This is a genomic window from Aeromonas finlandensis (genome assembly GCF_000764645.1).
In the GTDB taxonomy this organism is placed as follows: Bacteria; Pseudomonadota; Gammaproteobacteria; order Enterobacterales; family Aeromonadaceae; genus Aeromonas; species Aeromonas finlandensis.
Genome location: NZ_JRGK01000031.1, coordinates 14772 through 38432, shown reverse-complemented (window position 1 = coordinate 38432; position 23661 = coordinate 14772). Strand labels below are relative to the sequence as shown.

The window sequence follows — 23661 nt, the reverse complement described above, 5'->3', positions numbered from 1 at the left end:
CCTGATGGGTGGAAGGGGTGCTGGTGAGGATCAGCTGGCGGGATGGACGTTATGGATCTCCCCCTCGCTCGGGGTCAAGAGTGGGTCGCTGTCGCGATACTCCTCTATTTGCAGCATGGTTTGGCAGAAGCTACCCGCCTTTTCATGCTCCTGCCGGGCGAGTTCGATAGCTCGCTGGGCTCTTCGCCGGGTCATCTTGTCGGATGTGAGATCGCTCAGTTGTTGCTGCTGGTGCAGCATCCAGTCGACAAATTCTTGCTGGCATTGGGATTCGTTATTGGCCTGAGCGGGCAGGTTCCACAACAGGGGGAGCAGGAACAGATAACGCATTGGAAACCGGGGATGAGAGGGGGAATTCAGTAGAATGGCGGCAGTTCATGCCTAAAACTTGAGCATGTGCGGGCTCAATAAGCAGGGCCGCCCGAGGCGGCCCTGTCCGGTTCAGCGAGCGGGTCTGACTCAGTGTTTGACGAGATAGAGCTGGCGGCTGTAAGCCACATCTTCCGGATTGTTGATGGGGTACCCCTTGAGCCAGGGCTTGATCAGCCGGGCATTGGTGTACTGGTAGATGGGGGCGATGGGGGCCTGCTCTGTGAGGATGGACTCCGCCTGATCGAACAGGCGGCTGCGCTCCGCCTCATCCCGGGTATTGGCCGCCTGAGCCAGCAAACGGTCATAGCCGGTATCGGCAAAGCCCGCCATATTGCCGCTGTGGTGGGAGCCCCACAGGCCAAGGAACGCGGACGGATCGTTGTAGTCAGCCACCCAGGAGGAGCGGATCACCTCGAACTGACCGCTCTGGCGGCTGTCGAGATAGGTCTTCCACTCCTGATTGGTCAGCTCGACCTCGGCGCCCAGCTTCTGCTTCCACATGCTGGCGATGGCCAGCGCCATCTTCTTGTGAATTTCTGCGGTGTTGTAGAGCAGGGTCAGCTTGAGTGGCTTGCCCGGGCCATAACCGGCCTCTTTCAGCAGTGTTCTGGCCTTGTTGTCCAGATCCGGCTGCGTGCTGGCGGAGAGCAGGTTGGCCTTGGGTTCGAAGCCTGCCGTTACATCCGGAGTGAAGTGGTAGGCCGGTTTCTCGCCGGTACCGAGCACCTTGTCGGCGATCAGGGCGCGGTCGATGGTGTAGGAGAGCGCCTTGCGCACCCGTACATCGCTCAGCGGCGCCTGCCGGGTATTGAAGGCGTAGTAGTAGGTGCCGAGCTGCTCCGGGGTGTAGACCTCACCCGGGATCTGCTGCTTCAGCTTGTCGTACTGCTCCTTGGGGAAGGATTCGGTGATGTGCAGATCGCCAGCCAGATAGCGGTTGGTGGCTGCAGTCTCCTGATTGATGGGTATGAAGATCACCCGGGTCAGCACGGTATGGGCCCGATCCCAGTAGTAGGGGTTGGGGGTCAGCTCCAGCTTCTCGTTGACCACCCGGTTGTTCAGCACAAAGGCGCCGTTGCCCACCAGCTTGCCGGGCTGGGTCCACTGGTTGCTGTAGCGCTCGATGCTAGCCTGATGCAGCGGCGACAGACTGGGGTGGCTCAGCAGGCTCAGGAAGTAGGGCACCGGCTGGGAGAGGGTCACCTGCAGGGTATGGTCATCGATAGCTTTGACCCCCAGCTCGCTGGCGGGCAATTTGCCAGCCACGATCTCGTCCACCTTGTCGAACCGGGCCAGCTGGGCAAACCAGGCGAAGGTAGCAGCCTCTTTCGGGTCGACCAGCTTGCGCCAGCCGTAGACGAAGTCGCCAGCCTTGACCGGATCGCCGTTGGACCAGCGGGCATCCGGGCGCAGGTGGAAGGTGAAGAACTGGTTGCCCTTGTTCTCCCAGCTCGCAGCGACTCCGGCAACCGGTTTGCCATCCGGCCCCTGAGTCAGCAGCCCCTCGAACAGATCCCGCAATACCTGCAATTCGGGCAAGCCGACCAGTTTGAGCGGGCTCAGGCTCGCAGGTTCGTCCTTGAGGTGGCGAACCACCACTTGTTCGGCGGCGAGTTGTGTTCCGGCGGGAATATCGGCAGCATGGACAGCGGCGCAGCCCAACAGGGCCAGCAAGGGGCTCCATCCTTTCATGGGTCGGATCCTTCAAATAGTGTGAAGCGGGGAGAAAACTCGGCGAGAAAATGTCGCCGACAGACGGGAAATCATGATATCCCGTTTACTGGTCTGACCGCCAGCATTCGGCTCTCATCTCCCATCGCGGGGAGGGGAGCTGTCGGCGACCCTGCAGTTCAATGTGGCGAGGAGTATCAAACGATGAAAGCATGGTTATTGCTGGCCTGTGTTTTGAGCCAGGGCGCCTGGGCGTTGGCCCCGTGCCAGCGCGACACTGCGGTGGGCAACTGGTGCGAGATCGGCATCGATGCCTTGCACCCGACTCAGGGGGGTGTTGGCCAGATCCAGGTTGATGAAACGCAGGCCGCCCTGGCTGGCATGAGCGCAAAGCAGCTCGACAAGTTGATGAAAAAGAAAGAGATCCCCGTAGTGATTGCGCCCGATGGCGGTTACTGGCTGGTGGACAGGCACCATCTGACCAAGGCACTGTGGCAACAGGGGGTCAAGCAGGCCCGGGTCAAGGTGATCGGTCGCCTGCAGGATAAAGACAACTTCTGGAGCCAGATGCAGAACAACCACTGGGCCTGGCTCAAGGATGAGAAGGGCCAGCCCCTCACACCTGAGCAGCTGCCGACCCGCATCGACAAGCTGCCCGACTACCCCTATCGTACCCTGGCCGGGCTACTGCAGGATGCGGGCTACTTTGGCAAGAGCGATCAGGTCTATTTTGTCGAGTTTGCCTGGGCCAGCTGGCTCGGCAAACAGATGCAGTGGATGCCGGTGGACAGCGCCAATCTGGCCGCCCGGTTGCAACAGGCCAAACGGCTCGCCTGTGGCAGCGATGCCAAGGATCTGCCCGGCTATCCCGGCAAGCAGTGCAGTCAATCCAAAGCGGTGCAGTGACCGGATGAGCGATGACGCCATCTCAAACATGGCGGATATGAAAGAGGGCGACCCGTGGGTCGCCCTTCTGCTGTCCGATGTTTGACGGATGGTGAGCTGTGGTCACCCATGGCGCTGATGCCAGCGGGCGGCCGCCTGCTCCAGTAGTGCCACGTCCCCTTGCTGGATCAGCGGCAACAGGGCGTTGACCTGCTCGTTTGGCCAATCCCACCAGGCGAGAGCCTGAAGCCGGGCAATCTCATCCTCGTCAAAGCGCATTCGCACCACCCTGGCCGGGGTGCCTGCCACCATGGCATAGGGCGGCACGTCTTTGGTGACCAGCGCCCGGGCGGCGATGATGGCACCATCGCCGATGGTGACACCGGGCATGATCATCGCCTCCATGCCGATCCAGACATCGTTGCCGATGCGGGTATCACCGGCGGGGCGGTAGCTGCGCTTGAGCGCCGCCAGATCGGCAAACGGATAGGTGCTGATAAAGGCGGTGTTGTGGGTGTGGTTGCCCCCCATGATGATCTTCACCCCGGCGGCAATCTGCACATAGTCGCCGATATGGAGCCGGTCGATATGCCACAGCGGCTCCCAGCCGGTATCGGGGCTGCGGCTGAAGCGGTCGCCATGGAGGTAGCGCACCACCACCTCCTCGAAGGGGCCATCCCAGGCGCCCGAGTAGTAGCTGTGCTGCCCCTTGAGGCAGATGTTGGGGTTGGTCACCGTCAGGTGCAGGTATTCGACCTGTGACCAGTGCTGGCAGGTGTTCATCCTGGTACTCCTTTGCTGAATGGATCGGATTGGTTGCGTTCGATGAAGCGCAGCTAATAGATCCAGACCAGCATGCGGGGCACGCAGAGCAGGGAGCAGCCCAGCATCTGCGGGAGACGAGGTCGCATTGTGGTGTGCTCCAAAGAAGGGGGGAAGGGCACGATCATAAGGTCGGGCATCCGGTTTGCCAAGGTGAGGAGCGATCCTGCCCCCACTCTCTAGTTGATATTTATTCTCAATTAGCCATGATAGCACTCCCACTCTGACGGACTCGGGAGAGCGAGATGACACCACAACGTTGGCAACAGTACATGCTGGAGGCGGAGCGAGCCTGGCAGGCTGGTTCGCTGGGGGCGGCGATCTGCTTTTATCAGCAGGCGCTGGGGGATGTTTACGAGATGACCCAGGTCGAGTTGCCGGAGCTGGCCACCATGCGGGTCGCCACCTGTCACCGGCTGGCCGATTTTTGGCGGGCGATGGGTGAACCGGCCTATGAGCTGCGCTATTTGAAGCTCGCCTCCGAGCTGGTGACGGCGCTGGTGCCGCAATGCCCCAACCGGGAGTGCGAGGCACTGATCAGCGAACTGGGCTGCTGTCGCGGCGCCCTGCTCGCTTTTCTCAAACGTCATCCCAATCCGGAGATTGCCCGGCTGATCCAGCTACAGGACAAGGTGCAGGGCTGCGAACTAATCGGCCGTTTTCGTCTCAACTGACCGGGTGTGAGCGGCCGCTCAGCCCCGCCGTTTGAGTTTCTGGGCAATGCGCTGCTGCGCCTCTTCCCCTTGCAGCGCCTGGGCGAAGGCGCGCGCCTCCAGATCGATGACGAAGTGGACCGCCTGTTTGAGCTCTTGTTTCAGCAGTGCCTTGCTCTTTTGCAGTGCCCTGGGCGGTTTGGCCGCCAGCGTCAGCCCCTGCTCGCGGGCAAAGGCGAGCAATCCATCGGCCGCCACCACCTTGTTGGCGAGCCCGAGTCGCAGCGCCTCCTCTGCATCGATCGCCTCGGCCAGCAGCAACAGCTCGGCCGCCTTGAGGTGACCCACCAGACGCGGCAACAGCAGGCTGGAGGCGAACTCCGGCACCAGCCCCAGCTCGACAAAGGGGAGCTGCAGACGGGCGTTATCCGCCAGATAGACCAGATCGCAGTGGAGCAGGATGGTGGTGCCAATCCCCACCGCCGGGCCACCGACCGCCGCGATCACCGGTTTGGGAAAGTCGGCCAGAGTGTGAAGGAACTGCAGGATGGGGTCGTCGGGCTCCAGCGCGCTCTTGCCCATAAAGTCGGCGAGATCGTTACCGGCGGTGAAGCAGTCGCGCTGCCCCTGCAATAACAGGACATGCACCGCGTCATCGGCCGCCGCCTCTCGCAGCGCGGCAACCAGTTGTTCATACAGCTCGGTATTGAGGGCGTTGCGCTTGTCGGGGCGGTTGAAGGTCAGGGTGAGCAAGCCATCCTGCTGCTCAGCGATGAGAATGGGGGCCATGTCTAAATCCTTGTTATTGAAAGGTGCAAACAAGGTTGCCGTTGGGGTAACCTTGGAGCCGTTTAACAACATCATAAAAGGATTTCAACCATGTTTAAACGTGCGTTTTATTCTCTGCTGGTGCTGGGCATGACGGCGCCAGCGCTGGCCAAGGTAGAGGCGGTTGATGGCTATGTGCGACTGCTGCCGCCGGGCTCTCCCAACACCGCCGCATTCATGGTGCTCAAGAATGATGCCGACAAGCCGGTCAAGCTGATGGCCGCGGCATCACCGGCGGTAGGACGCGCCGAGCTGCACACTCACCTGCACGAGAATGGGTTGATGAAAATGCGTCAGGTCGAGAGCATCGAGATCCCGGCCAAGGGCGAAGTGGCGCTGCAGCCCGGCAGCTTCCATATCATGCTGTTCGAGGTGGGCACCCTCTCCGAGCAGACTCCCATGCCGCTGACCCTCACCATGGACGATGGCCAGAAACTGGATCTGTCGCTGCCGGTGAAGCCGATTGAGCCGATGGCAGGCATGAAGCATATGAAGCACTGACATTTGTCGTCGTTTGTTCAGCATTCCCGCTGGGTATTTTGGCTGCGCCGAGTAAAATAGTGCTCTTTTCCATGCATGCAAGAGGAAGTGAAGTGATGAAAAAGACGCTGATTGCCGGTTTTGTACTGGCTCTGTGCAGCCAGAGTGCCATGGCCGCTGACGACTGGCGTTTTGCCGCCGGTGCCGATGTATGGGCTGCTCAGGGCAGTGGTCAGGCTTACGGCAACAGTGCCGATGGCCGTTATGACGACAGCTACAACTGGAACGGCTATCTGCAACTGGAACACGGCATCATCTTCCTGCCGAACGCCAAGTTTGAAGTCTCCGATTTCAGCACCTCCGGCGGCAACTTCAAGAACGACCTGACCGCCTACGATCTGAGCCTCTACTATCGTCTGTTCAACAACGATCTGTTCAAGATCGATCTGGGTCTGACCGGTCGTCACTACGATGGCGAGCAGGTCTACGTCGGTCGCAAGGGCTATGACGAAAACACCCTGATGGCCTATGCCGGCAGCGAAGTGAAGATCCCGGGTACCGGCATCTCCTTCTTCGGTGATCTGCGCACTCACGATGCGGACAACTATGACTACCGTCTGGGCGGTGCCTACAAGTTCTCCTCCGTGCCGGTCAAGCTGCGTGCTGGCTGGCGTGAAGCCAAGATCGACTTCGCCAACGTCGACCAGTCTGTAGACGGCTGGTTCATGGGTGGTGAATTCACTTTCTAATCTGAGCGTCAGCTGACGACGAGGAGTGATCATGGGCCACATCATAGTGACAGGCGCTGGCTCTGGTCTCGGCCGGGCCCTGACCATCGGGCTGGTTGAGCGGGGCCATCGGGTCTCCATGATGGGACGCCGTTATCAGCGACTGCAGGAGCAGGAGCAACTGCTCGGCAGCGCGGTGATCGGCATTGCTGCCGATCTGGCGCACCATGAAGAGGTCGACGTCGCCTTCGCCGCTGCGGTGGAGTGGGGCGGCCTGCCCGACATGGTGATCCACTGCGCCGGGGTCGGCGAGTTTGGCCCGGTCGGTGTCTACACCGCCGAGCAGATCCGCCGGGTGGTGGAGAGCAATCTTATCTCCACCATTCTGGTGGCCCAGCAGACGGTGCGGCTTATCGGCGAGCAAGGCGGGGTATTGGCCAACGTGCTCTCCTCCGCCGCGCAGATGGGCAAGGCCAACGAGAGCCTCTACTGCGCCTCCAAATGGGGGATGCGCGGCTTTCTCGAATCCTTGCGCGCCGAGCTGAAAGGCTCGCCACTGCGGCTGGTCAACCTCTACCCGAGCGGGATCCGCAGCGAATTCTGGGACAACTCGGATCACGTGGACCCGAGTGGCTTCATGACCCCGGAAGATGCGGCGGCCTATATGCTCGACGCGCTGGAAGCCAGAAGCAGCTGCCACGTGACCGACCTCTTTATCGGTCGCAATCCCTGAGGCGAAGCCAGCCATCCGGTTGCCGTCGTCAGCACACAGAAACAAAAAGCGCGCCAAATGGCGCGCTTTTTTATATCGGGAAGAGGGCGGAATTAACGGCCCAGCTTGGCCTTGAGCATGGCGATGATGTCGCTGATGGCCACTTCCTGCTTCTCGCCGGTGCGGCGGCACTTGTACTCCACCACGCCGTTGTCCAGACCGCGATCGCCGATGACGATGGCGTGCGGGATGCCCAGTAGCTCCATGTCGGCGAACATCACGCCCGGGCGCTCTTTACGGTCGTCGAACAGCACATCCACACCGGCCGCTTTCAGCTCGGCGTAGAACTGCTGTGCCTGCTCGGCCACACGCTCGGATTTGTGCATGTTCATCGGCACGATGGCCACCTCGAACGGAGCGATGGCGTCCGGCCAGATGATGCCGTACTGGTCGTTGTTCTGCTCGATGGCCGCAGCCACCAGACGGGAAACCCCGATACCGTAGCAACCCATCTCCATGGTGACGGACTTGCCGCCTTCGTTCAGCACGCTCGCCTTCATCGCTTCGGAGTACTTGGTCCCCAGCTGGAAGATGTGGCCCACTTCGATACCGCGCTTGAGCAGCAGCTTGCCCTGGCCGCACGGGCTCGGGTCGCCTTCCACCACGTTGCGCAGGTCGGCAACTTCGTAGGTAGCGATGTCACGATCCCAGTTGGCACCGGTCAGGTGGAAGCCGGTCTCGTTGGCGCCGCAGACGAAGTCCGCCAGATGGGCGGCGCTGCGATCGACGATGATGCGACCGGCAAAGCCGACCGGGCCGATGGAGCCTGCATCGCAACCGGCGGCCGCTTTAATCTGCTCGTCGTTGGCGAAGGTGAGCGGGTTGGCAACGCCAGAGAGCTTCTCGGCCTTGATTTCGTTCAGCTCGTGGTCGCCACGCAGTACCAGCGCGATGACGGCCTGCTTGCCGTGCTCGTCTTCCTCTGCCAGTACCAGCAGGGTCTTGGCGATGGCGGTCGGTGCCACGTTCAGGAAAGCGGCCACTTCGTCGATGGTGTGGACGGCCGGGGTGGCGACCTTGGTCAGGGCTTTGGTTGCGGCAGCGCGCTCGCCAGCCGGCGCCAGCGCTTCGGCCATCTCGATGTTGGCGGCGTAATCTGATGTATCGGAGAAGGCGATCAGATCTTCACCGCTCTCGGCCAGCACCTGGAATTCGTGGGAACCGGTACCACCGATGGAGCCGGTATCGGCCTGCACCGGACGGAAGTTCAGACCCATGCGGGTGAAGGCCTTGCAGTAGGCGGCGTGCATCTTCTCGTAGGTATCGACCAGAGACTCTTTGTCGATGTGGAAGGAGTAGGCATCCTTCATCAGGAATTCACGGCCACGCATCACGCCGAAACGGGGGCGCACTTCGTCGCGGAACTTGGTCTGGATCTGGTAGAGGTTGAGCGGCAGCTGCTTGTAGCTGTTCACTTCGTAACGCACCAGCGCGGTGATCACCTCTTCGTGGGTCGGGCCCAGCACGAAGGGGCGGTTGTGGCGGTCGGTCAGACGGCACAGCTCGGGACCGTAGTCATCCCAGCGGCCGGACTCCTGCCACAGTTCGGCGGGCTGCACCACCGGCATGGAGACTTCGACGGCACCAGCATTGTTCATCTCTTCGCGAACAATGTTCTCGATTTTTTTCAGTACCCGCAGACCGGTTGGCAACCAGGCATACATGCCGGAGGCCAGTTTACGGATCATCCCGGCGCGCAGCATCAGCTGGTGGCTGACAACTTCAGCGTCGGAGGGGGTTTCCTTGAGAGTGGAAAGCAGATATTGGCTGGTACGCATCGCGGTAGACCTTAGCTAGAACGGGCGCGGGGCCCAGGATAATTTCAAGGGCGGAATTTTAACAGGCTGGGCGTTGTGGCCCAAGGGCTAAATTTGCCGCAACAGGGAAAGGGTGGGCTTGGCCGTGCAATCTCTGCAGGATCGACTCGCAAGGATCGGCGGTGGCCCGCTGGCGGCCAAAGAGCAACCCGGCGGGGCTGCGGGGGCCGCCACTGACTTGGTATAAGTTAAAATTGGGTCATTTCAGCAAAATCCATAAATTAAATTTATGGCGGCCGATTTGCCCTGTGGCTGGCTCGTGGGTGGTCGCCGCAGGCCCTGCAAGAGGGTTGGCCGGTCTGAAAGGATGCCCGAGCTGGCCGCCGCCCGCCTGCCACCACGGGGTGATCGCCCCGCCATGCCTGCTTCCCATTGCGGGTCTGGATCGGGGCGTGGCCAGCTGGCTCGGGTAGCACTACAACCATTGGGCTTTTAATGCCTGCAATTTGGCCGGATCTCCGCTAAACTCTGCCACCTTTTCTCGATGGGCATGGCTGTGCCGCGTCCATCACCCCCCATTTTTTAGTACTTTTGGAGCCGCTCATGCCGTTAGTGGGACATCAACACCAGATCGAGATCCTGGAACTGACCGACAAAGGAGATGGCAAAGGACGCCTGTTCGATCGCCCCCTGTTTGTCGAAGGTCTGCTGCCCGGTGAGCAGGCGCTGGTGGAGCTGACCGAGGTCAAGCCGAACTATCTGCACGGCAAGGTCACCGAGCTGCTCCAGCCCTCTGCCGATCGGGTTGCCGATTTCTGCCCCAACACCGAGTGCGGTGGCTGTCAGGTGCGCCCGCTGGCCTATCCGGCCCAGCTCAAGCTCAAGCAGGCACTGGTGCAGAGCGCACTGGAGCAGGCCGGGCTGGGTGACACGCCGGTCAAGGATATCCTTGGCATGGAGAGTCCGTTCGCCTATCGCAACAAGGCCCAATATGCGGTGCGCGGCTGCGACGCCGGTGCCGAGATCGGTTTTTATCGCAAGCACTCCCACGATCTCATCACCGCCGATGACTGTGCGGTGCAGGACTCGCTCCACGTCGAGCTCAATGCTCGCGTGCGCAACTGGATGCGCGAGCATGACATCGCCGCCTATGACGAGGTGAACCACACCGGCTGCGTGCGCAACCTGATGACCCGCAAGGGCTTCAAGAGCGGCGAGCTGATGGTGGTGCTGGTGACCCTGGGCGAGGCGCTGCCGTTCGAAGCCGAGCTGCTGACCGCCCTGAGCGATCTGCCGGTCACTACCCTGGTCCAGAACATCAACGATGAGCGCACCAACCGCATTCTGGGCGCCACCAACCGGGTGCTGCTGGGGGAAGGGGTGATCCGCGACAAGATCCACGAGCTCGAGTTCGAGATCTCGCCGCTCTCCTTCTTCCAGAACAACCCGACCCAGACCGATGTGCTCTACTCCAGCGCCCTCGAGTATGCCGAACTGACCGGCAACGAGACGGTGTTCGACATCTATTGCGGTATCGGCACCATCTCCCTGTTCCTGGCTGGCAAGGCCGCCAAGGTGGTGGGGATTGAGTCGGTGGAGAGCGCCATCAGCGATGCCCGCCGCAACGCCGCCCTCAACGGCATCGAGCACACCGAATTCCACGTCGGCAAGGCCGAGCTGCTGATGCCCGAGCTGCACGCGCAGGGTGTGACCGCTGACGTGGTGGTGCTGGATCCGCCGCGCAAAGGCTGTGACAAGGCAGTGTTGCAGACCCTGGTCGCCATGGCGCCCCGTCGTCTGGTCTATGTCTCCTGCAACCCGCAGACCCTGGCCCGCGACCTTGCCTGGCTGGTCAAGCAGGGCTTCGTGCTGGACGAGGTGCAGCCGGTCGATATGTTCCCGCACTCCATGCATGTCGAGGCTGTCGCTCGCCTGAGTTTGCCAGCGAAAGCGTGATCGGGCATTGGCGCGGAGCGATTGACATGTTCCCCCTCCACGCCATGCATGTAGAAGCGGTTGCCCGTCTGAGCCTGCCCGCCAAGGCGTGAGTCATCGCCTGACATTCGCCCATAAAAAAACGACGCCAGCTGGCGTCGTTTTTTTATCTCTGCAATCGGCGGATGGGCGATTAGCTGGCGCTCTGGCGTACCTCGGCGGCGATCTGGTCGAGCAGCTGTTGCCAGCCCTGACCCAGCTCGTTCACCAGTGCGTTGTAGCCATCGGCCGGCAGTACCCGCTCCTGACGGAAGGGGGCATCACGCAGCACGGTGCCATCTTCCGCCAGCAGGCGCCAGCGACCGCTCAGCACGGCGCTGCCGTCATGACGGCCCTGAAAGCGCTCCACCAGAATGGTCAGCACCGGTCCCTTGCGGGCGCCATCCTGCCGGACCACCCAGCCCGGCAGGCGGGTGGAGAGGCCATTGAGGGTGAGCTGGTTGAGCTGATCGTCCAGCGCACCGGCCCAGCGATGGTACTCGGTGAAGTGCAGCTCCTGCCCTTCCAGCTGATAGACCAGACTGATCCGGTCGAGCTGGCTGGCCAGCGCCACCGGGCGCAGCACCAGCTGGTGCTGCGGTTGGGCCGGAGCAGCAACGGGTTGCTGGCTGTCGGCATCGAGCGAGTAGTAGTGCAGGCTTGGCTGGCTGCTGCAACCCGCCAGCAGGCCCAGCAGGGCCAGCGTCAGGATCTCTTTTTTCATTGTTTGCCTCGCTTGGGCTCAGGGTCCGATGGATGCGCGCGATCGAAGATCAGCGAGCTGGGCTGCTCGTTGAGGGAGTGCACCAACGGTTGCAGTTCGCGCATCAACTGATTGAGGGTCTGCACCGACTGACGCAGGTCCTGATTGGTCTGCGACTGGGCATCATAGGCCTGCAAGGTCTCCTGCAACTGCTTGAGGCTCTCGTTGAGCGAGGCCGGCAACTGTTGGGTAGAATCCTTGGCGGTGAGCTTGTTCAGGTTGGCGCTGACTGCACTGATGTTCTTCAGGGTGCCATCCAGCGTCGTGAGTGACCCGTTGACCTTGGTCAGGGTGGCCGCCATGTCCATGTCGACAAACTTGTCGAGGATGAGGTTCACCTTGCGCTCGATCTGATCCAGCCCGCCCTGCACGGTGGGGAAGACCTGATAACCGGCCAGCTTGGCCTGCTCGAAGCGCGGCGCGTCCGGATAGAAGTTGAGATCGATGATCTTGCCGCCGGTCAGCAGGCTCGAGGTCTTGAGGCTGGCACGCAACCCCTCCTTGAACTGCTTGCCGAACAGGGCACGCCACTGATCCTTCTCCGCCTTGGCATAGCGGTGGGAGAGGCGCTGCACCTCGATGCGGGCCAGCACCGGGATCTGACGGTTCTTGAAGATCTGCACGCCCTTGTCCTCGATGAGGTAGGGGGCAGAGATGACGGTACCGACCCGGATGCCGCGATACTGCACCGCCGCGCCCGGATGCAGGCCACCCACGTTGTCATCGAACAGGAAGACGTAGTCGATGAACTGATCCAGACTACCGGCCAGCACGCTCGCCTCATCCTGGAACAGGGTGAACCCTTCCATCTGTTTGACCGGCTCGCCAGGCGCCCAGCCGGGTGGCAGACCCATGGTGATGCCGCCGTCGAGCAGGCTCTCCAGCGAATCCATCTTCACCTTCATCCCCTCGCTGCTCATGGAGACTTCAAAGCCCGGCGTCATCCAGAAGCGGGAGTTGCTGCTCACCAGAATGTCATAGGGGGCGTGGATGAAGATTTGATACTGCATCTCGCTCTTTTCCGGCAGGAACTTCGCCTCTTCCACCTGACCTATGGTGAAGCCCTGATAGTTGATGGGGGAGCCTTCCCCCAGCGCGCGGGTGTCGCGACTGCTGAGGGTGAGGCGTAGTCCCTTGGCATCCAGCGAGGCGAGCGGCGGCTTGTCGAGCATGGCGTATTCGTCCCGCGCCCGCCCTTTCTTGCCGGGTGAGAGCTCGATGTAGGCGCCGGAGAGCAGGGTGCCGAGGCCGGAGACCCCGTCACGGCCAACCCGGGGTTTGACCACCCAGAACTGGCTGTCACCGCGCAGCATGCCGGAGGCGGCATTGCTCAGCCGCCCCTTCAGCACGGCGTGGCTGTAGTCTTCGCTCAGCTCGACGGCTTCGATGCGGCCGACATCCACTTCGCGGGAGCGGATCACCGTCTTGCCAGCGACGATGCCTTCGGCGGTGGCGACTGTCAGGGTGAAGCTGGGGCCCTGGGAGTACCAGTGCTGGAACAGCATCCAGAGACCGATGAACAGCGCCAGCAGGGGCACCATCCAGATTGCGGCAGCAGAGCTCAGAAAGTCAGAGCCCGGTTTCCACCTTTTTTTACGCTCACTCACGTTCGCGTTCTCCTTGTTGTAAATCCCAGATCAGGCGGGAGTCGAAACTCATGGCGGCGACCATGGTGATCAGCACCACACCTGCAAATGCGACGGCCGCAGGGCCGGGGTAGATGGTCATCAGATTGTCGAGCCGGATCAGGCCCGCCAGAATGGCCACCACGAAGACGTCGATCATCGACCAGCGTCCGACAAATTCAGTCATGCGATAGAGTTTGAGCTTGCCGAGGGGGGAGGTGACATTGCCGCGCTGCACCATATAGCAAAGCCAGAATAGCGCCAGTATTTTCACCAGCGGCACCACCACGCTGGCGAAAAAGATCACCGCCGCGATGGGGTAGGAGCCCATGGCCCAGAGCAGCACCACGCCGCCAAGGATGGTGGAGGGGCTGTCATCGCCGAGAAACACCGTATCCATGATGGGATAGAGGTTGGCGGGCACATAGAGAATGGCGGAGGTAAACAGCAGCGCCCAGGTGCGGTTCAGGCCGCCCGGCTTGCGGGCATGCAGGTGACCGCCGCAGCGGGAGCAGCTGTGGCTGCCCACCTCGCTCAGGGCGCCACAGATGTGGCAGCCCACCAGGCCGGATTCCAGCGCGCCCGCGTCCGGGTCGATCTCCCGCGGTGCGGTGGGGCCGAACAGCCGCTGCCACAGCCACATCTGATCCAGCGAGGAGATCATCTTGATGAGCAGCACCGTGTAGCCGACGAAGGCCCAGAACGACAGCCCCATCTTGATGTCGGCCATCCCCATCAGCTTGACCAGCGAGATGAGTACCCCCACCAGAAAGACATCCACCATCAGCCAGGGTTTGATCCGGCAGAGCAGACGGCCGAGGGAGCGCAGGGCATTGCTGTGCAGATCTTTATCGACTCGCCACAGCACCAGCATGATGGAGCCCATGTAGACCAGTGGCAGGCCGATCAGGGTGAGGCTCAGTACCGCGCCGAGAAACAGATAGCCCTCATCCACCAGGGTGGTGATGCTCTGCAGAAAAGTCATCTCCTGACCCACCCCTTTGGCCGAGAAGGACATAAAGGTGAAGGCGTTGGCGAGTACGAACATGATGAGCGCCGCGAACCCGTAGGCGATCGGCCGCAACTCCTGCTGTGGCAGGTGGCGACTCAAGGTGTGTCCGCAACGGGGACAGCAGCTGGCCTGCCCCACCTCGAGCGGGGTGGCCGGGATCAGCAGGTCACACTCTTCGCAGGCAGTGGCATCATGGACATAGGTGGTGTGGTGTTGGTGTGAAACCGGATGCAAGATAAAACCCCAGATAAGGCCCGTAGAGGAGCCAGAATTGGCAATTATCGCAGTTGTACTGGTCAGCGACCAGCCCCCGGAGGCCGCTATTGCTGGCGGGAGTGAGAATGACTTTGACAAGCCAGTGACCATTTAGCACAATCAAACGCCACTTTTTTTCAGCGGGACAATAATTTATGACAACTGAATCCCCAAGCTACTCCACCATTGAGCAAGCCTTCTCCCTCGGGAACGGGCAAGATTCTGCCCTCAACTGGTTGCGCAAGAACCGCAGTCAGGTTGCTATTTTTCTGGTGAGCGGCATCAAGCTGGAAGGCACCATCAGCGGGTTTGATCAGTACAGCGTGCTGCTGACGGACGCCCATGGCAACCAGCAGCTGGTCTACAAGGCCAAGATCTCCACCATCGCCATGCACACTGGCCGTCCGCAGGTGAACATCCAGCGCGCCCGCAAGCCGCGCGTCTCCATGGCGCCGCGCCCCCACGGTGCGCCGGGTCGCTATGACGACAATCAGGGCGGCGGCAACAACGAGTAATCGTCTGCTCCGCACTCCCCGTTGACGCGCCCTGCGTCAGCGGCTGACGGAACCTGCTCTCATTTTCAATCATGTCCCGTATGAGAGCCGGTTCCGGTTATCGCCCCTTGCAGGGCGATATTTTTTTCCGCACTACTCCGTTATGCCAACCGGTCCGTTATGCCAACCGGTTTGCCCTCTTTGACCATGCAGGTCTGCATCCCGGCAGCCTCGCCCGCCTGTACGCCGATGCCGGTATCTTCAAACACCAGACAGCCTGACGGCGCGACCCCCAGCTTGCTGGCGACCAGCAGGAAGGTATCCGGGTTGGGTTTGTGCAGCTCTACATCGTCCGCCGTGACCACCACGGAGAAGTAGCGATCCAGCCCGGTGTTGCGCAGTACCGCCTCGGCGTTGACGCGGGGTGAGCCGGTGCCGATCCCCATCGGGATGACACCGTGATAGCGTTCGACCAGCGCCAGCATGGCCGGAAAGACGGTCGCCTTGTGCAGGTTGGCCACATAGTGGGCGGTTTTGCAGCGGGTCACGTCGACAGGATCGAGGGGGAGCTGTTGCTCCTGTGCCACCAGCAGGGCAATCTTGCGGCTCGGCATGCCGCCCAGTTCATAGAACCAGTCGGCATCGAAGTGAAAGCCAAACTCGCGGGCGGTGTGCTCCCAGGCGGCGAGGTGCAGCGGCATGGAGTCGACCAGGGTGCCATCAAGGTCAAAGACCAGGCCTTGGAATCCGGAAAGGGTCATGGTGCGGGTCTGTCTCTGAAAAAAGGGAGCCCATTCTAGCCAGTGGCTCCCCGGCTCGCCATCACCTAGCTGGTGAGAAACGCTTGCCCCCACATTTGTGCCTGAAAATAGATGGGGGTGAGTTTGGCCGGATCGAGCTGGTATTGGGGCGCCAACTGCGCCAGCAGGGGCCAGTTACCCTGTTCATAGGTGCTGACCAGCTGGAACAGGTGAAACAGTGGCCCTTCCCGCAATTCGATGGCGCGCTTCACATTCTTTGGCAGGTGAGCCATCAGCGGTTCCGACAGCATGGCGCCATCGAGCACCAGTCCCACCAGAAAGGCCCAGCTTGCCTCCGCTTTACCGAGGGCGGTGAGGGCAATCAACTCGCAGAAGCGGCCGCGGGCGATGGCCATGCGGGTGCAGGCCTCCGGCATATGCTGGCTCACCCTGGCCAGACCGTTGATCAGCACGAACTTGCGGATCTCCTGCTCTCCCAGATAGGAGAGGGCGCGGGGCACCGAGGTGATGGGGGCGGCATGATCGAAGCCGGGGGCATTGACGTAGGTGAGCAGCAGACCGGGTAGCCAGGCATCCTGCTCCAGCAAGCGAGCAACTTGGGCGAAGGAGAACTCCTCATGGCAAATGAGCTGGAGGATCTGCTGTACCAGCGCCATGTCGGGCTGGTTGGCCCGCTGGTTGACCAGCTCGGGGCGGGCGAGAAAGCCGCCGGCAAAGAAGTCGACACCCGCCTCCCGCAGCGGAAGAAAATCCTCCCAGGTTTCGATATCCAGCGCCATCCGCTTGTGGTCGGTGGGCTGGCAGATCCCCTCTTCCCCCATCCAGAACACCAGCAGGCGGCTGGCACCAAGCCAGCGCGGATCCCGCGTCGCACCGTGCACCGCCAGTCTGCGCCGACTGTCACGCCACTGCTCCAGCACCGGGAACGAGCTGGGCAACCTTTCGCTCGATGCTTCAACCAGCGGGATCGCATCCTGATCCAGCAGCAGGGGGCGCTGTTCATCGAGCTGTTCATGAGTGAAGGGCACCAGATATTGGCGCCCCTGCGCCAGCAGGCGGCAATGTTGGGCCAGTGAGGGCCACTCGGCCGGTGAGCTGAGCTGATAGTCGATGCCGTAGGCTACCAGGGCCAGGCGACGATTGAAGATGGGGTAGCGACGCAACAGCATGGGATCACCGATAGGCCAGAGTGCGTGCCCTCCCTTGTGACTTGGCGTGGTAGAGCGCCTGGTCAGCCTGTTCGGTCAGGGTCTGCCATGCTCCGTCCTGGGAGGGGACAAGATAGCTAAAGCCTATGCTAACCGTAATGAAATCAGCAACCCGCGAGGTGGGATGGGGCAGTTTTAATTGAGCCAGCCGGTCGTGGATCCGCCGGGCCAGTTGTTCGGCCTCACCGGGTTGGGGGGCGCAGAGCAGGATGACGAACTCCTCCCCGCCGTAACGGGCCACCAGATTGGTACCGCGTCGCTCCGCATCCCGCAGCACATGGGCCACCTGTTGCAGGCAGAGATCTCCCTTGGCATGGCCGAAGTGGTCGTTGTAGGCCTTGAACTCGTCGACGTCGATCATCAATACCGCCAGCAGGTTCTGGGTGCGCCGTGCCCACTCCCACTCCCGTTGCATGGTGATGTCCCACTGGCGCCGGTTGGCGATGCCGGTGAGGGGATCCTCCAGCGACAGCAGGGAGAGGCGGTGATTGGCCTCCTCCAGCGCCCGGTTGGTCTCGGCCAGTTGCATGGTGCGCTCGGCGACCCGGGCTTCCAGCTGGCGGTTGAGGGTTTCCAGCTGCTCCTGAGTGCGCTGGCGGATCAACAGTTGCGACAGGATGGCGGCGTACTGCTTGAAGATCTCGCTCTGATAGGCCTTGAGTGGCCGGTGCCAGAGCAGGTTGTCGGCGGCAATCCAACCGATGGGGGTGGCGCCATCCCACAACGACACCATGGCGTTCCAGCCACGGCCCACCTGCTGCTTCTCGTAGTAGAGGGGGGTATCTTCCAGCACCAGCACGTAATCCTTGCGCTTGAGCGCCTCCTGCACCGTGGGGTGATCCGGAATGGGGCTGATGAAGTTGTGCTCATCCATCAGCTCACCCTCTTCGCTGGTGCCCCAGGTGCCGCGCATGGTCTTGCCATCAGGTTCGATCAGAAAGATGGCGACCCGGTCGAACTGCAGCTCCTGGCGGGCCAGCTGCACGGCGTCCCGCAGCAGATCGTTCTCGCTGCGACTGCGGGAGAGGGTGACGCTGACCATGTGCAGCGCCTGCAACATGGTGAGGAAGGAGCCTTGCAGCGCCTGACTCTGTACCAGATCGGTCTGGGTGTGTAGTCGCTGGTCCCGCTCCTGATCGACCTGGCAGGAGAGCAGGTGATTGCTCAATTCGGCGGTCAGATAGTGGATAAGAAGCTGGATGCCCTGACGCTGGTGGGAGGAGAGGCGGTCGATGCGGCGGCGGGTCTCCAGATAGATGACCCCTTCCAGTTTCATGTGGCGTTTGAGGGGAAAGCAGGCGCGCAGCTGCGGCTGGGCGGGTTCCACATTTTCGCCGGGATCTGGCGGTGGCGTGATCTGCTCGATCACCAGCTGTCCTTTGCCCATCGCCTTGTCGATCAGGTGGTGGGGTAGGGTCAATTGCTCGAGATGGGCGAGGTCCAGCGTGGTCAGCCCCTGATCCAGCTGAAAGCTGTAGAGCTGCGGTTCGGGGGCTTTCAGCCAGAGGTAAAGGCGTTCGGCATCGGTCTTTTCACGGATGGTGGCGAGGCTCACTTCGCATAGCTGGGCGAAGCTGGTGAAGTGTTCCGGGTCCCATTCCTGCATACCAATATCCCTTGGGTTGTACCCAAGCGAGTATAGAGATATTTCTCTTTGATTAATATGTCAAAAAGGAGAGGCAGCGCACAAAATGGTTTCTTTCAGGTCTATTCGTGGCAGCGTTCACTGCTGGCTCTGCCAATCGTGGTGAGAACGGCGTGCCGCGGCATCGTTAATGGCGGGGTGTTAGGGGGGGGCAAAAAAGAGAGCCCGCACGATGGCGGGCTCTCGGGCAGACTGCTCTGCGCGGCTTATTCTGCCTTGGGGGCAGCGTCCGCAGCTGTCTCACTGCTATCGGCTGGCGCACTCTCGGCAACCGGCGCTTCCGGTGCCGGGCCCGGCACCAGCGCGACCGCCGGTTTGGCGATGAGGGAGCGGGTCTCTTCCACCGCTTCGCTCAGCTTGACCTCGATGATCTGGCCCAGCTCGTAGACCACTTCGGTCTTGTCCAGATAGACGCGGCCGTTGTCCCAGTTGCACTCCAGGCGATCCTTGTTGTCGAGGATATGACGGGCGGGCATGAAGACCACGGCGCCGTTCTCTTGCAGACGCAGCTTAAGGCCAGCACGCATCACGTCGATGATCTCGGCGTTGAACACCTTATCGGTGCCTGCATCGGCTTTCAGATAACGGACATAGAGCCAGTCACCGATGTCGCGCTCCACCATGCGGTGCAGGCGACGGCAGGCGGTCAGATGCTCGGTCAGCTCTGCGCTCGGGCGCTCGCCCGGGGTCTTGCCGGCGATAACCGCCTTGAGCAGACGGTGGTTGACCATGTCGCCGTATTTGCGAATAGGTGACGTCCAGGTGGCGTAGGCATCCAGACCCAGGCCGTAGTGGGCGCCCGGCTCGGAGGACATCAGCGCATAGCTCTGGAAGCGGCGGATCTTGCCATCCAGCCAGCGGGTGTCGAGGTTGTCGATCCAGCGGCGCAGGGCGCAGAAGCCGGTCAGGCTGGCAATCTCGTCACGCTCGAACGGGGCCTCGGCACTTTTCAGCAGGTCGATGGCGCCGTCGAGGGACTCTTCGTCAAAGCCGGTGTGGACGTTGAAGATACCGTAACCGACGCTCTTGCCCAGCACGCGACCGGCGCAGATGTTGGCGGCGATCATCGACTCTTCCACCATGCGGTTGGCGATGCGGCGCGGCTCGACGTGGATGGCCAGCACTTCACCATTCTCGCCCAGCTCGAAGTCGTAGTCGGGACGATCCGGGAACACCAGCGCGTGCTCGGTGCGCCATGCGATGCGCGCTTCGGTCATCGCCTTCATCAGCGGCAGCTGGGCCAGTACACCAGCGTCGATGGTCAGCGCTTTGCCATGCTCGGCCCAGTCGGAGACGTCGTCATAGCTGAGGCGGGCGTGGGAGCAGATGCGGGCGGCGAAGAACTCGGTCTCCTCCATCAGCAGGCCATCTTCGGCGATGTGCAGGCGGGCGCACAGGGTATTGCGCTCCTCGCCCTCTTTCAGGGAGCAGAGCTCGTCGGAGAGGGTGCGCGGGATCATCGGCACGTTGCGGCCCGGCATGTAGACGGTAAAGGCGCGCTGGGCGGCCTCTTTGTCCAGCTCGCTCCCTTCGGCCACATAGGCGGTCGGGTCGGCGATGGCGACCAGCAGCTCCCAGCCGTTGTCCAGCTTACGGATGGCCAGGGCGTCATCCATATCCTTGGTCTTGGCGCCGTCGATGGTGAAGAAGGGAACCTCGGTCAGATCGGTGCGGGGCAGCTCCTCCTCTTCGATCACCCTCCACTCCGGCAAGTCAGCCGGTTCGACCTGAGCCAGATTGTGGCGTGCCAGCACCACCCACCAGGGCACATTGTGATCTTCCCGGGCGGCGATCTTCTGGATGATCTCGGCAGAGAAGTTGCCGTCGACCAGCGCATGGCGCTTGAGGGTGGCCACCACCCAGTCCCCTTCCTTGAACTCTTTCTCATCCAGACCCTTCTTGACGCGGGCCTTGATGGCATCCTTGATCAGCGGGTGGTCGGCCACCACGTTGAGGCGGTCACGGAACATTTTGACCCGGGCCACGAAGCGGGTGACGGACTGCTCCAGCAGGGTATCCGGCTCGGCCACTTCCTTCTCTTTTTCGGTGCGGATCAGGGCGGTCACCCGGTCACCGTGCATCACCTTCTTCATGTAGGGAGGCGGCACGAAATAGCTGGTCTTCTCATCGACTTCCAGAAAGCCGAAGCCCCGGTCCGAGGCGCGGATAACACCCTCTTTCTTCGGGATGTTTTCGCGGATTTGTTGCTTGAGCTGGGCCAGCAGCGGATTGTCTTGGAACATAAGTGAGGAACCTGAAGTGAAAAACCTGGGTGGAGACCTGATGAAGGATCGCCCAGCACTATACGTTTTTACCCCTCCAAAGCCAAGGTGAATGGCCTGCTCAGCGTGGTTTCAGCCACCTGTGTGCATGGTCGATGAGCCGTAAGGAGAGTTGTTTGTGCACCCCTTTCTCCAGTACCCAGCGGTGCCAGTAGAGTCGTTCCATCAAGGTGTGTTCGGGGCTGAGATTGACCAGTGACCCGGCTTCCAGCTGGTCTCTGATCTGTAATTCGGGGATGAGACAATTGGCCAGTCCCTGTTCGGCCATGGCGACGAAGGCTTCCGATGAGTGGACGGTATGGCAGGGGTAGCCACCGGGTTCCAGCCCAAAGTGGCGGCTCATAAAGCTCACATGCATGTCATCGCGTTGATCGAACGCCACCGCCGGTGCTTTGGCCAGCGCCTCCCGGGTCAGGCCGTGGGGGAAGTGGCGCGCTACAAACGCGGGGCTGGCGGTGAGCAGATAGTTCATCTCCCCAAGCTCGTCGACGCAGCAACCTGCCAGCGGCTGGGGGTGCAGGCTGACCGCGCCGAAGGCTTGACCCTCGCGCACCTTGTCGAGGGTGCGGCTCTCGTCATCCACCAGCAGGTTGAGCTCGATGGGGTGCTGCTGCAACAAGGGGGCGATGGCGGGCAGAAACCAGGTGGCCAGGCTGTCGGCGTTGACGGCGATGCTGATCCGGATCGGCCCTTGTGGCTCGTCGGGGGCCAGCTCGCCCGCCAGTTCGATCTCGAGCTGCTGCACCTGACGGTAGTGGGCCAGCAGTTTCTCTCCCAGCGGGGTGGCCTGCAACGGCTGGCTGCGAATGAGCAGCGGCTCGGCAAATTGCTGCTCCAGCTGCTTGATCCGCTGGGAGATGGCCGATTGGGTGAGGTGCAGCGATTTGGCTGCCCGATCGAAGTTCTGCTCCTGCAGTACCGCATCCAGCGCTCGCAGCAGTTTGTAGTCCAGCTCTTTCATCCTCTTTCCCCTCCCGGTGCATCAGGGCTGACTCTACGTCAGTCGGGTGGGGACAACAATGGTCGGAGGCTCATGGTCAAGGGATACCCGATATCTCCCCGGCTGTGATTTTTGACAGTAGTGGTCAGGCCATTGAGGGAGGATACTCTCTGGTGCCGCATGGGGCAGCCCTGCGCAGATCGTAGCGACATCTTTATCCCGGGTCTGTTGTCCCGGGATTTTTTATATCTGGGCGGCCAGTTCGCGCGAGCGAGGAGTATCCGTTTGATAGTGACCGATGAGCGGTTGCGAGACCGCGCGAGCAAATCGCTCATCCAGATGGAAGCGCAGGCCGACACCCTTCACCGCACCGAGATCTACCGCTTGGCGGTGGCCCAGACGAGCCATTGGTATTCCGAGACGGCGGAAAATGCGTTCTGCGGGCAGGCTGGCTACACCAACAAACTCTTTGATGCCGTTGGCTGTCGCAAACGCATAGGCTTCGCGAAGGAGTACGCAGGTCAGCTCGCTGACACCATTGGTCATGCACGGAGCGCGGGTCGCATCGATAGCCAGACGGGTGAGTTCCCAGATATAGGGAGTGCGTGGCGCGCTTTCACCGGCAAGGGCGGTGGGAAAAATGGTGGGCAACATATAGGCGTTGGCACAGCTGAGCAGACGGATGCAGGCGCAGACCCCTTGTTCATCCTCGATCAGCACCCAATGAGTGTCCGGCGTGTCAAAGCTGTCGCGTTCCAAACCGTGGTAAGACTCGACGTCCCAGCCTAGCCGGTCGGAAAAGACGCGATTTCGAAATTGATAGAGTTCGTTCTCTACGGCGTTTCGTGGGTGATCTCTCAATTTTCCTTTGAAAACCAACATTATGAACTCTCTCTCTGCCTGTTCGCCGTTATAATCAGAAGCTTGGCCAGGGGGGCTAGCATATGAAACAAGAGCAACTGTTTGAGTATCTGGAACATTTCACTTCGGTGACGGATGGTGACCGTCTTGCCGGATTGATTGGTCGCTTCACGGTCGATATGGGTTATGACTATTACGGCTTTACCCTGATCCTTCCGATGTCTATGCAAAGACCCAAAGTGGTGCTGTTTAATCAGTGCCCTATCTCTTGGGTACAGACCTATACCGATAACAACATGCTGGCGTGCGATCCTGTGATTCAGCTGGCCCGCAAGCAGACGCTGCCCATCTACTGGAACCGCCTCGATGAGAGAGCCCGCTTTCTGCAAGAGGGAAGCATGGATGTGATGGGACTGGCCGCCGAGTTCGGGCTGCGCAATGGCATCTCCTTCCCCCTGCACGGTGCCGCCGGGGAGACCGGTATCCTCTCCTTCATCACGTCCGAGCGGGCTTCGAGCGATCTGCTGCTGGAGTCCTCGCCCATCCTCTCCTGGATGTCTAATTACATCTTCGAGGCGGCTATTCGGGTTGTGCGCCTGAGGGATTCGGATCAACAAGCCGCGTTGACGGATCGTGAGACCGAATGCCTGTTCTGGGCCAGTGAGGGGAAAACGTCGGGAGAGATCGCCTGCATTTTGGGGATCACCGAGCGTACGGTGAATTACCACCTCAATCAGGTCACTCGCAAAACCGGCTCAATGAATCGTTATCAGGCCATTGCCAAGGGGGTTAGCAGTGGCATCTTGATGCCGAATCTTGAACAGGTGGTTGTCACCAACTTCCCCAAGCTGATGCAATAGAACCTGCTGATTT

General features: G+C 61.2%; 22 protein-coding genes. 8 read left to right on the top strand and 14 right to left on the bottom strand.

The window, feature by feature from the left end:
* Positions 1–30: 30 nt before the first annotated feature.
* Together LD28_RS22115 and LD28_RS0103755 are read right to left on the bottom strand one after the other, a co-directional pair.
* Positions 31–330 (bottom strand): hypothetical protein, encoded by a 300-nt coding sequence (locus LD28_RS22115; RefSeq protein ID WP_081959407.1) that lies wholly within the window; start codon positions 328–330, stop codon positions 31–33.
* A 129-nt stretch (positions 331–459) separates the two neighbouring features.
* Complete coding sequence (locus LD28_RS0103755; RefSeq protein ID WP_033135684.1) at positions 460–2064, bottom strand: peptide ABC transporter substrate-binding protein; 1605 nt, start codon at positions 2062–2064, stop codon at positions 460–462.
* A gap of 183 nt (positions 2065–2247) precedes the next feature.
* Between LD28_RS0103755 and LD28_RS0103750 the strand changes: the two genes are divergently transcribed.
* Positions 2248–2949, top strand: coding sequence for a ParB-like protein (locus LD28_RS0103750; RefSeq protein ID WP_033135683.1), 702 nt, complete (start codon positions 2248–2250; stop codon positions 2947–2949).
* A gap of 102 nt (positions 2950–3051) precedes the next feature.
* Here the strand turns inward: LD28_RS0103750 and LD28_RS0103745 are convergent, their stop codons facing one another.
* Complete coding sequence (locus LD28_RS0103745; protein WP_033135682.1) at positions 3052–3711, bottom strand: CatB-related O-acetyltransferase; 660 nt, start codon at positions 3709–3711, stop codon at positions 3052–3054.
* A 284-nt stretch (positions 3712–3995) separates the two neighbouring features.
* Between LD28_RS0103745 and LD28_RS0103740 the strand changes: the two genes are divergently transcribed.
* Positions 3996–4424 carry a DUF2753 family protein gene (locus tag LD28_RS0103740; RefSeq protein WP_033135681.1) on the top strand — a complete coding sequence of 143 codons (429 nt, stop codon included), beginning with the start codon at positions 3996–3998 and terminating at the stop codon, positions 4422–4424.
* 18 nt (positions 4425–4442) lie between these two features.
* On the opposite strand, the gene LD28_RS0103735 is transcribed toward LD28_RS0103740, so the two are convergent.
* Complete coding sequence (locus LD28_RS0103735) at positions 4443–5192, bottom strand: enoyl-CoA hydratase-related protein (protein ID WP_033135680.1); 750 nt, start codon at positions 5190–5192, stop codon at positions 4443–4445.
* Positions 5193–5282: 90 nt separating this feature from the next.
* On the opposite strand from LD28_RS0103735, the gene LD28_RS0103730 reads away from it, so the two are divergent.
* From LD28_RS0103730 to LD28_RS0103720, 3 genes are all read left to right on the top strand, one after another.
* Positions 5283–5732 carry a copper chaperone PCu(A)C gene (locus LD28_RS0103730; protein ID WP_033135679.1) on the top strand — a complete coding sequence of 150 codons (450 nt, stop codon included), beginning with the start codon at positions 5283–5285 and terminating at the stop codon, positions 5730–5732.
* A gap of 95 nt (positions 5733–5827) precedes the next feature.
* Complete coding sequence (locus LD28_RS0103725) at positions 5828–6460, top strand: TIGR04219 family outer membrane beta-barrel protein (protein WP_033135678.1); 633 nt, start codon at positions 5828–5830, stop codon at positions 6458–6460.
* 31 nt (positions 6461–6491) lie between these two features.
* The gene (locus tag LD28_RS0103720) at positions 6492–7172 is read left to right on the top strand and encodes an SDR family oxidoreductase (RefSeq protein WP_033135677.1); all 681 of its coding nucleotides are present in this window, start codon (positions 6492–6494) and stop codon (positions 7170–7172) included.
* Positions 7173–7264: 92 nt separating this feature from the next.
* On the opposite strand, the gene LD28_RS0103715 is transcribed toward LD28_RS0103720, so the two are convergent.
* Complete coding sequence (locus LD28_RS0103715; RefSeq protein ID WP_033135676.1) at positions 7265–8989, bottom strand: proline--tRNA ligase; 1725 nt, start codon at positions 8987–8989, stop codon at positions 7265–7267.
* Positions 8990–9571: 582 nt separating this feature from the next.
* Here LD28_RS0103715 and rlmD point away from each other — a divergent pair.
* Entirely contained in the window at positions 9572–10924 is a 1353-nt protein-coding gene (gene rlmD, locus LD28_RS0103710; protein WP_033135675.1) for a 23S rRNA (uracil(1939)-C(5))-methyltransferase RlmD, read from the top strand.
* Positions 10925–11096: 172 nt separating this feature from the next.
* Here rlmD and LD28_RS0103705 read toward each other — a convergent pair whose 3' ends face one another.
* The 3 genes from LD28_RS0103705 to LD28_RS0103695 are packed head-to-tail and all read right to left on the bottom strand — an operon-like array spanning position 11097 to position 14576.
* Positions 11097–11666: a PqiC family protein gene (locus tag LD28_RS0103705; protein WP_033135674.1), complete on the bottom strand. Its 570-nt coding sequence runs from the start codon at positions 11664–11666 to the stop codon at positions 11097–11099.
* Positions 11663–13312, bottom strand: coding sequence for an intermembrane transport protein PqiB (pqiB, locus tag LD28_RS0103700; protein ID WP_033135673.1), 1650 nt, complete (start codon positions 13310–13312; stop codon positions 11663–11665). Before pqiB ends, LD28_RS0103705 begins: the two co-directional genes overlap by 4 nt.
* Positions 13305–14576, bottom strand: a complete 1272-nt coding sequence (locus LD28_RS0103695) for a paraquat-inducible protein A (RefSeq protein WP_033135672.1) — start codon at positions 14574–14576, stop codon at positions 13305–13307. The genes pqiB and LD28_RS0103695 overlap by 8 nt, the downstream gene beginning before the upstream one ends.
* A 176-nt stretch (positions 14577–14752) precedes the next feature.
* On the opposite strand from LD28_RS0103695, the gene hfq reads away from it, so the two are divergent.
* Positions 14753–15112 carry an RNA chaperone Hfq gene (gene hfq / locus LD28_RS0103690; protein ID WP_005335772.1) on the top strand — a complete coding sequence of 120 codons (360 nt, stop codon included), beginning with the start codon at positions 14753–14755 and terminating at the stop codon, positions 15110–15112.
* Positions 15113–15252: 140 nt separating this feature from the next.
* Here hfq and LD28_RS0103685 read toward each other — a convergent pair whose 3' ends face one another.
* From LD28_RS0103685 to LD28_RS22110, 6 genes are all read right to left on the bottom strand, one after another.
* A complete protein-coding gene (locus LD28_RS0103685) occupies positions 15253–15852 on the bottom strand; it encodes an HAD family hydrolase (RefSeq protein WP_033135671.1) in 600 nt (199 codons plus the stop codon).
* A gap of 65 nt (positions 15853–15917) precedes the next feature.
* Complete coding sequence (locus tag LD28_RS0103680) at positions 15918–17021, bottom strand: EAL and HDOD domain-containing protein (protein WP_033135670.1); 1104 nt, start codon at positions 17019–17021, stop codon at positions 15918–15920.
* A 4-nt stretch (positions 17022–17025) separates the two neighbouring features.
* Entirely contained in the window at positions 17026–18666 is a 1641-nt protein-coding gene (locus tag LD28_RS0103675) for a sensor domain-containing diguanylate cyclase (RefSeq protein WP_033135669.1), read from the bottom strand.
* A 245-nt stretch (positions 18667–18911) separates the two neighbouring features.
* A complete protein-coding gene (locus LD28_RS0103670) occupies positions 18912–20948 on the bottom strand; it encodes an exoribonuclease II (RefSeq protein ID WP_033135668.1) in 2037 nt (678 codons plus the stop codon).
* 100 nt (positions 20949–21048) lie between these two features.
* The gene (locus tag LD28_RS0103665) at positions 21049–21948 is read right to left on the bottom strand and encodes a LysR family transcriptional regulator ArgP (protein ID WP_033135667.1); all 900 of its coding nucleotides are present in this window, start codon (positions 21946–21948) and stop codon (positions 21049–21051) included.
* Between the two features lie 222 nt (positions 21949–22170).
* Positions 22171–22809 (bottom strand): acyl-homoserine-lactone synthase, encoded by a 639-nt coding sequence (locus LD28_RS22110; protein ID WP_081959406.1) that lies wholly within the window; start codon positions 22807–22809, stop codon positions 22171–22173.
* A 62-nt stretch (positions 22810–22871) separates the two neighbouring features.
* Here LD28_RS22110 and LD28_RS0103655 point away from each other — a divergent pair, with 62 nt between their 5' ends.
* Positions 22872–23648 carry a helix-turn-helix transcriptional regulator gene (locus LD28_RS0103655; RefSeq protein ID WP_033135665.1) on the top strand — a complete coding sequence of 259 codons (777 nt, stop codon included), beginning with the start codon at positions 22872–22874 and terminating at the stop codon, positions 23646–23648.
* The last annotated feature ends 13 nt before the right edge of the window (positions 23649–23661 follow it).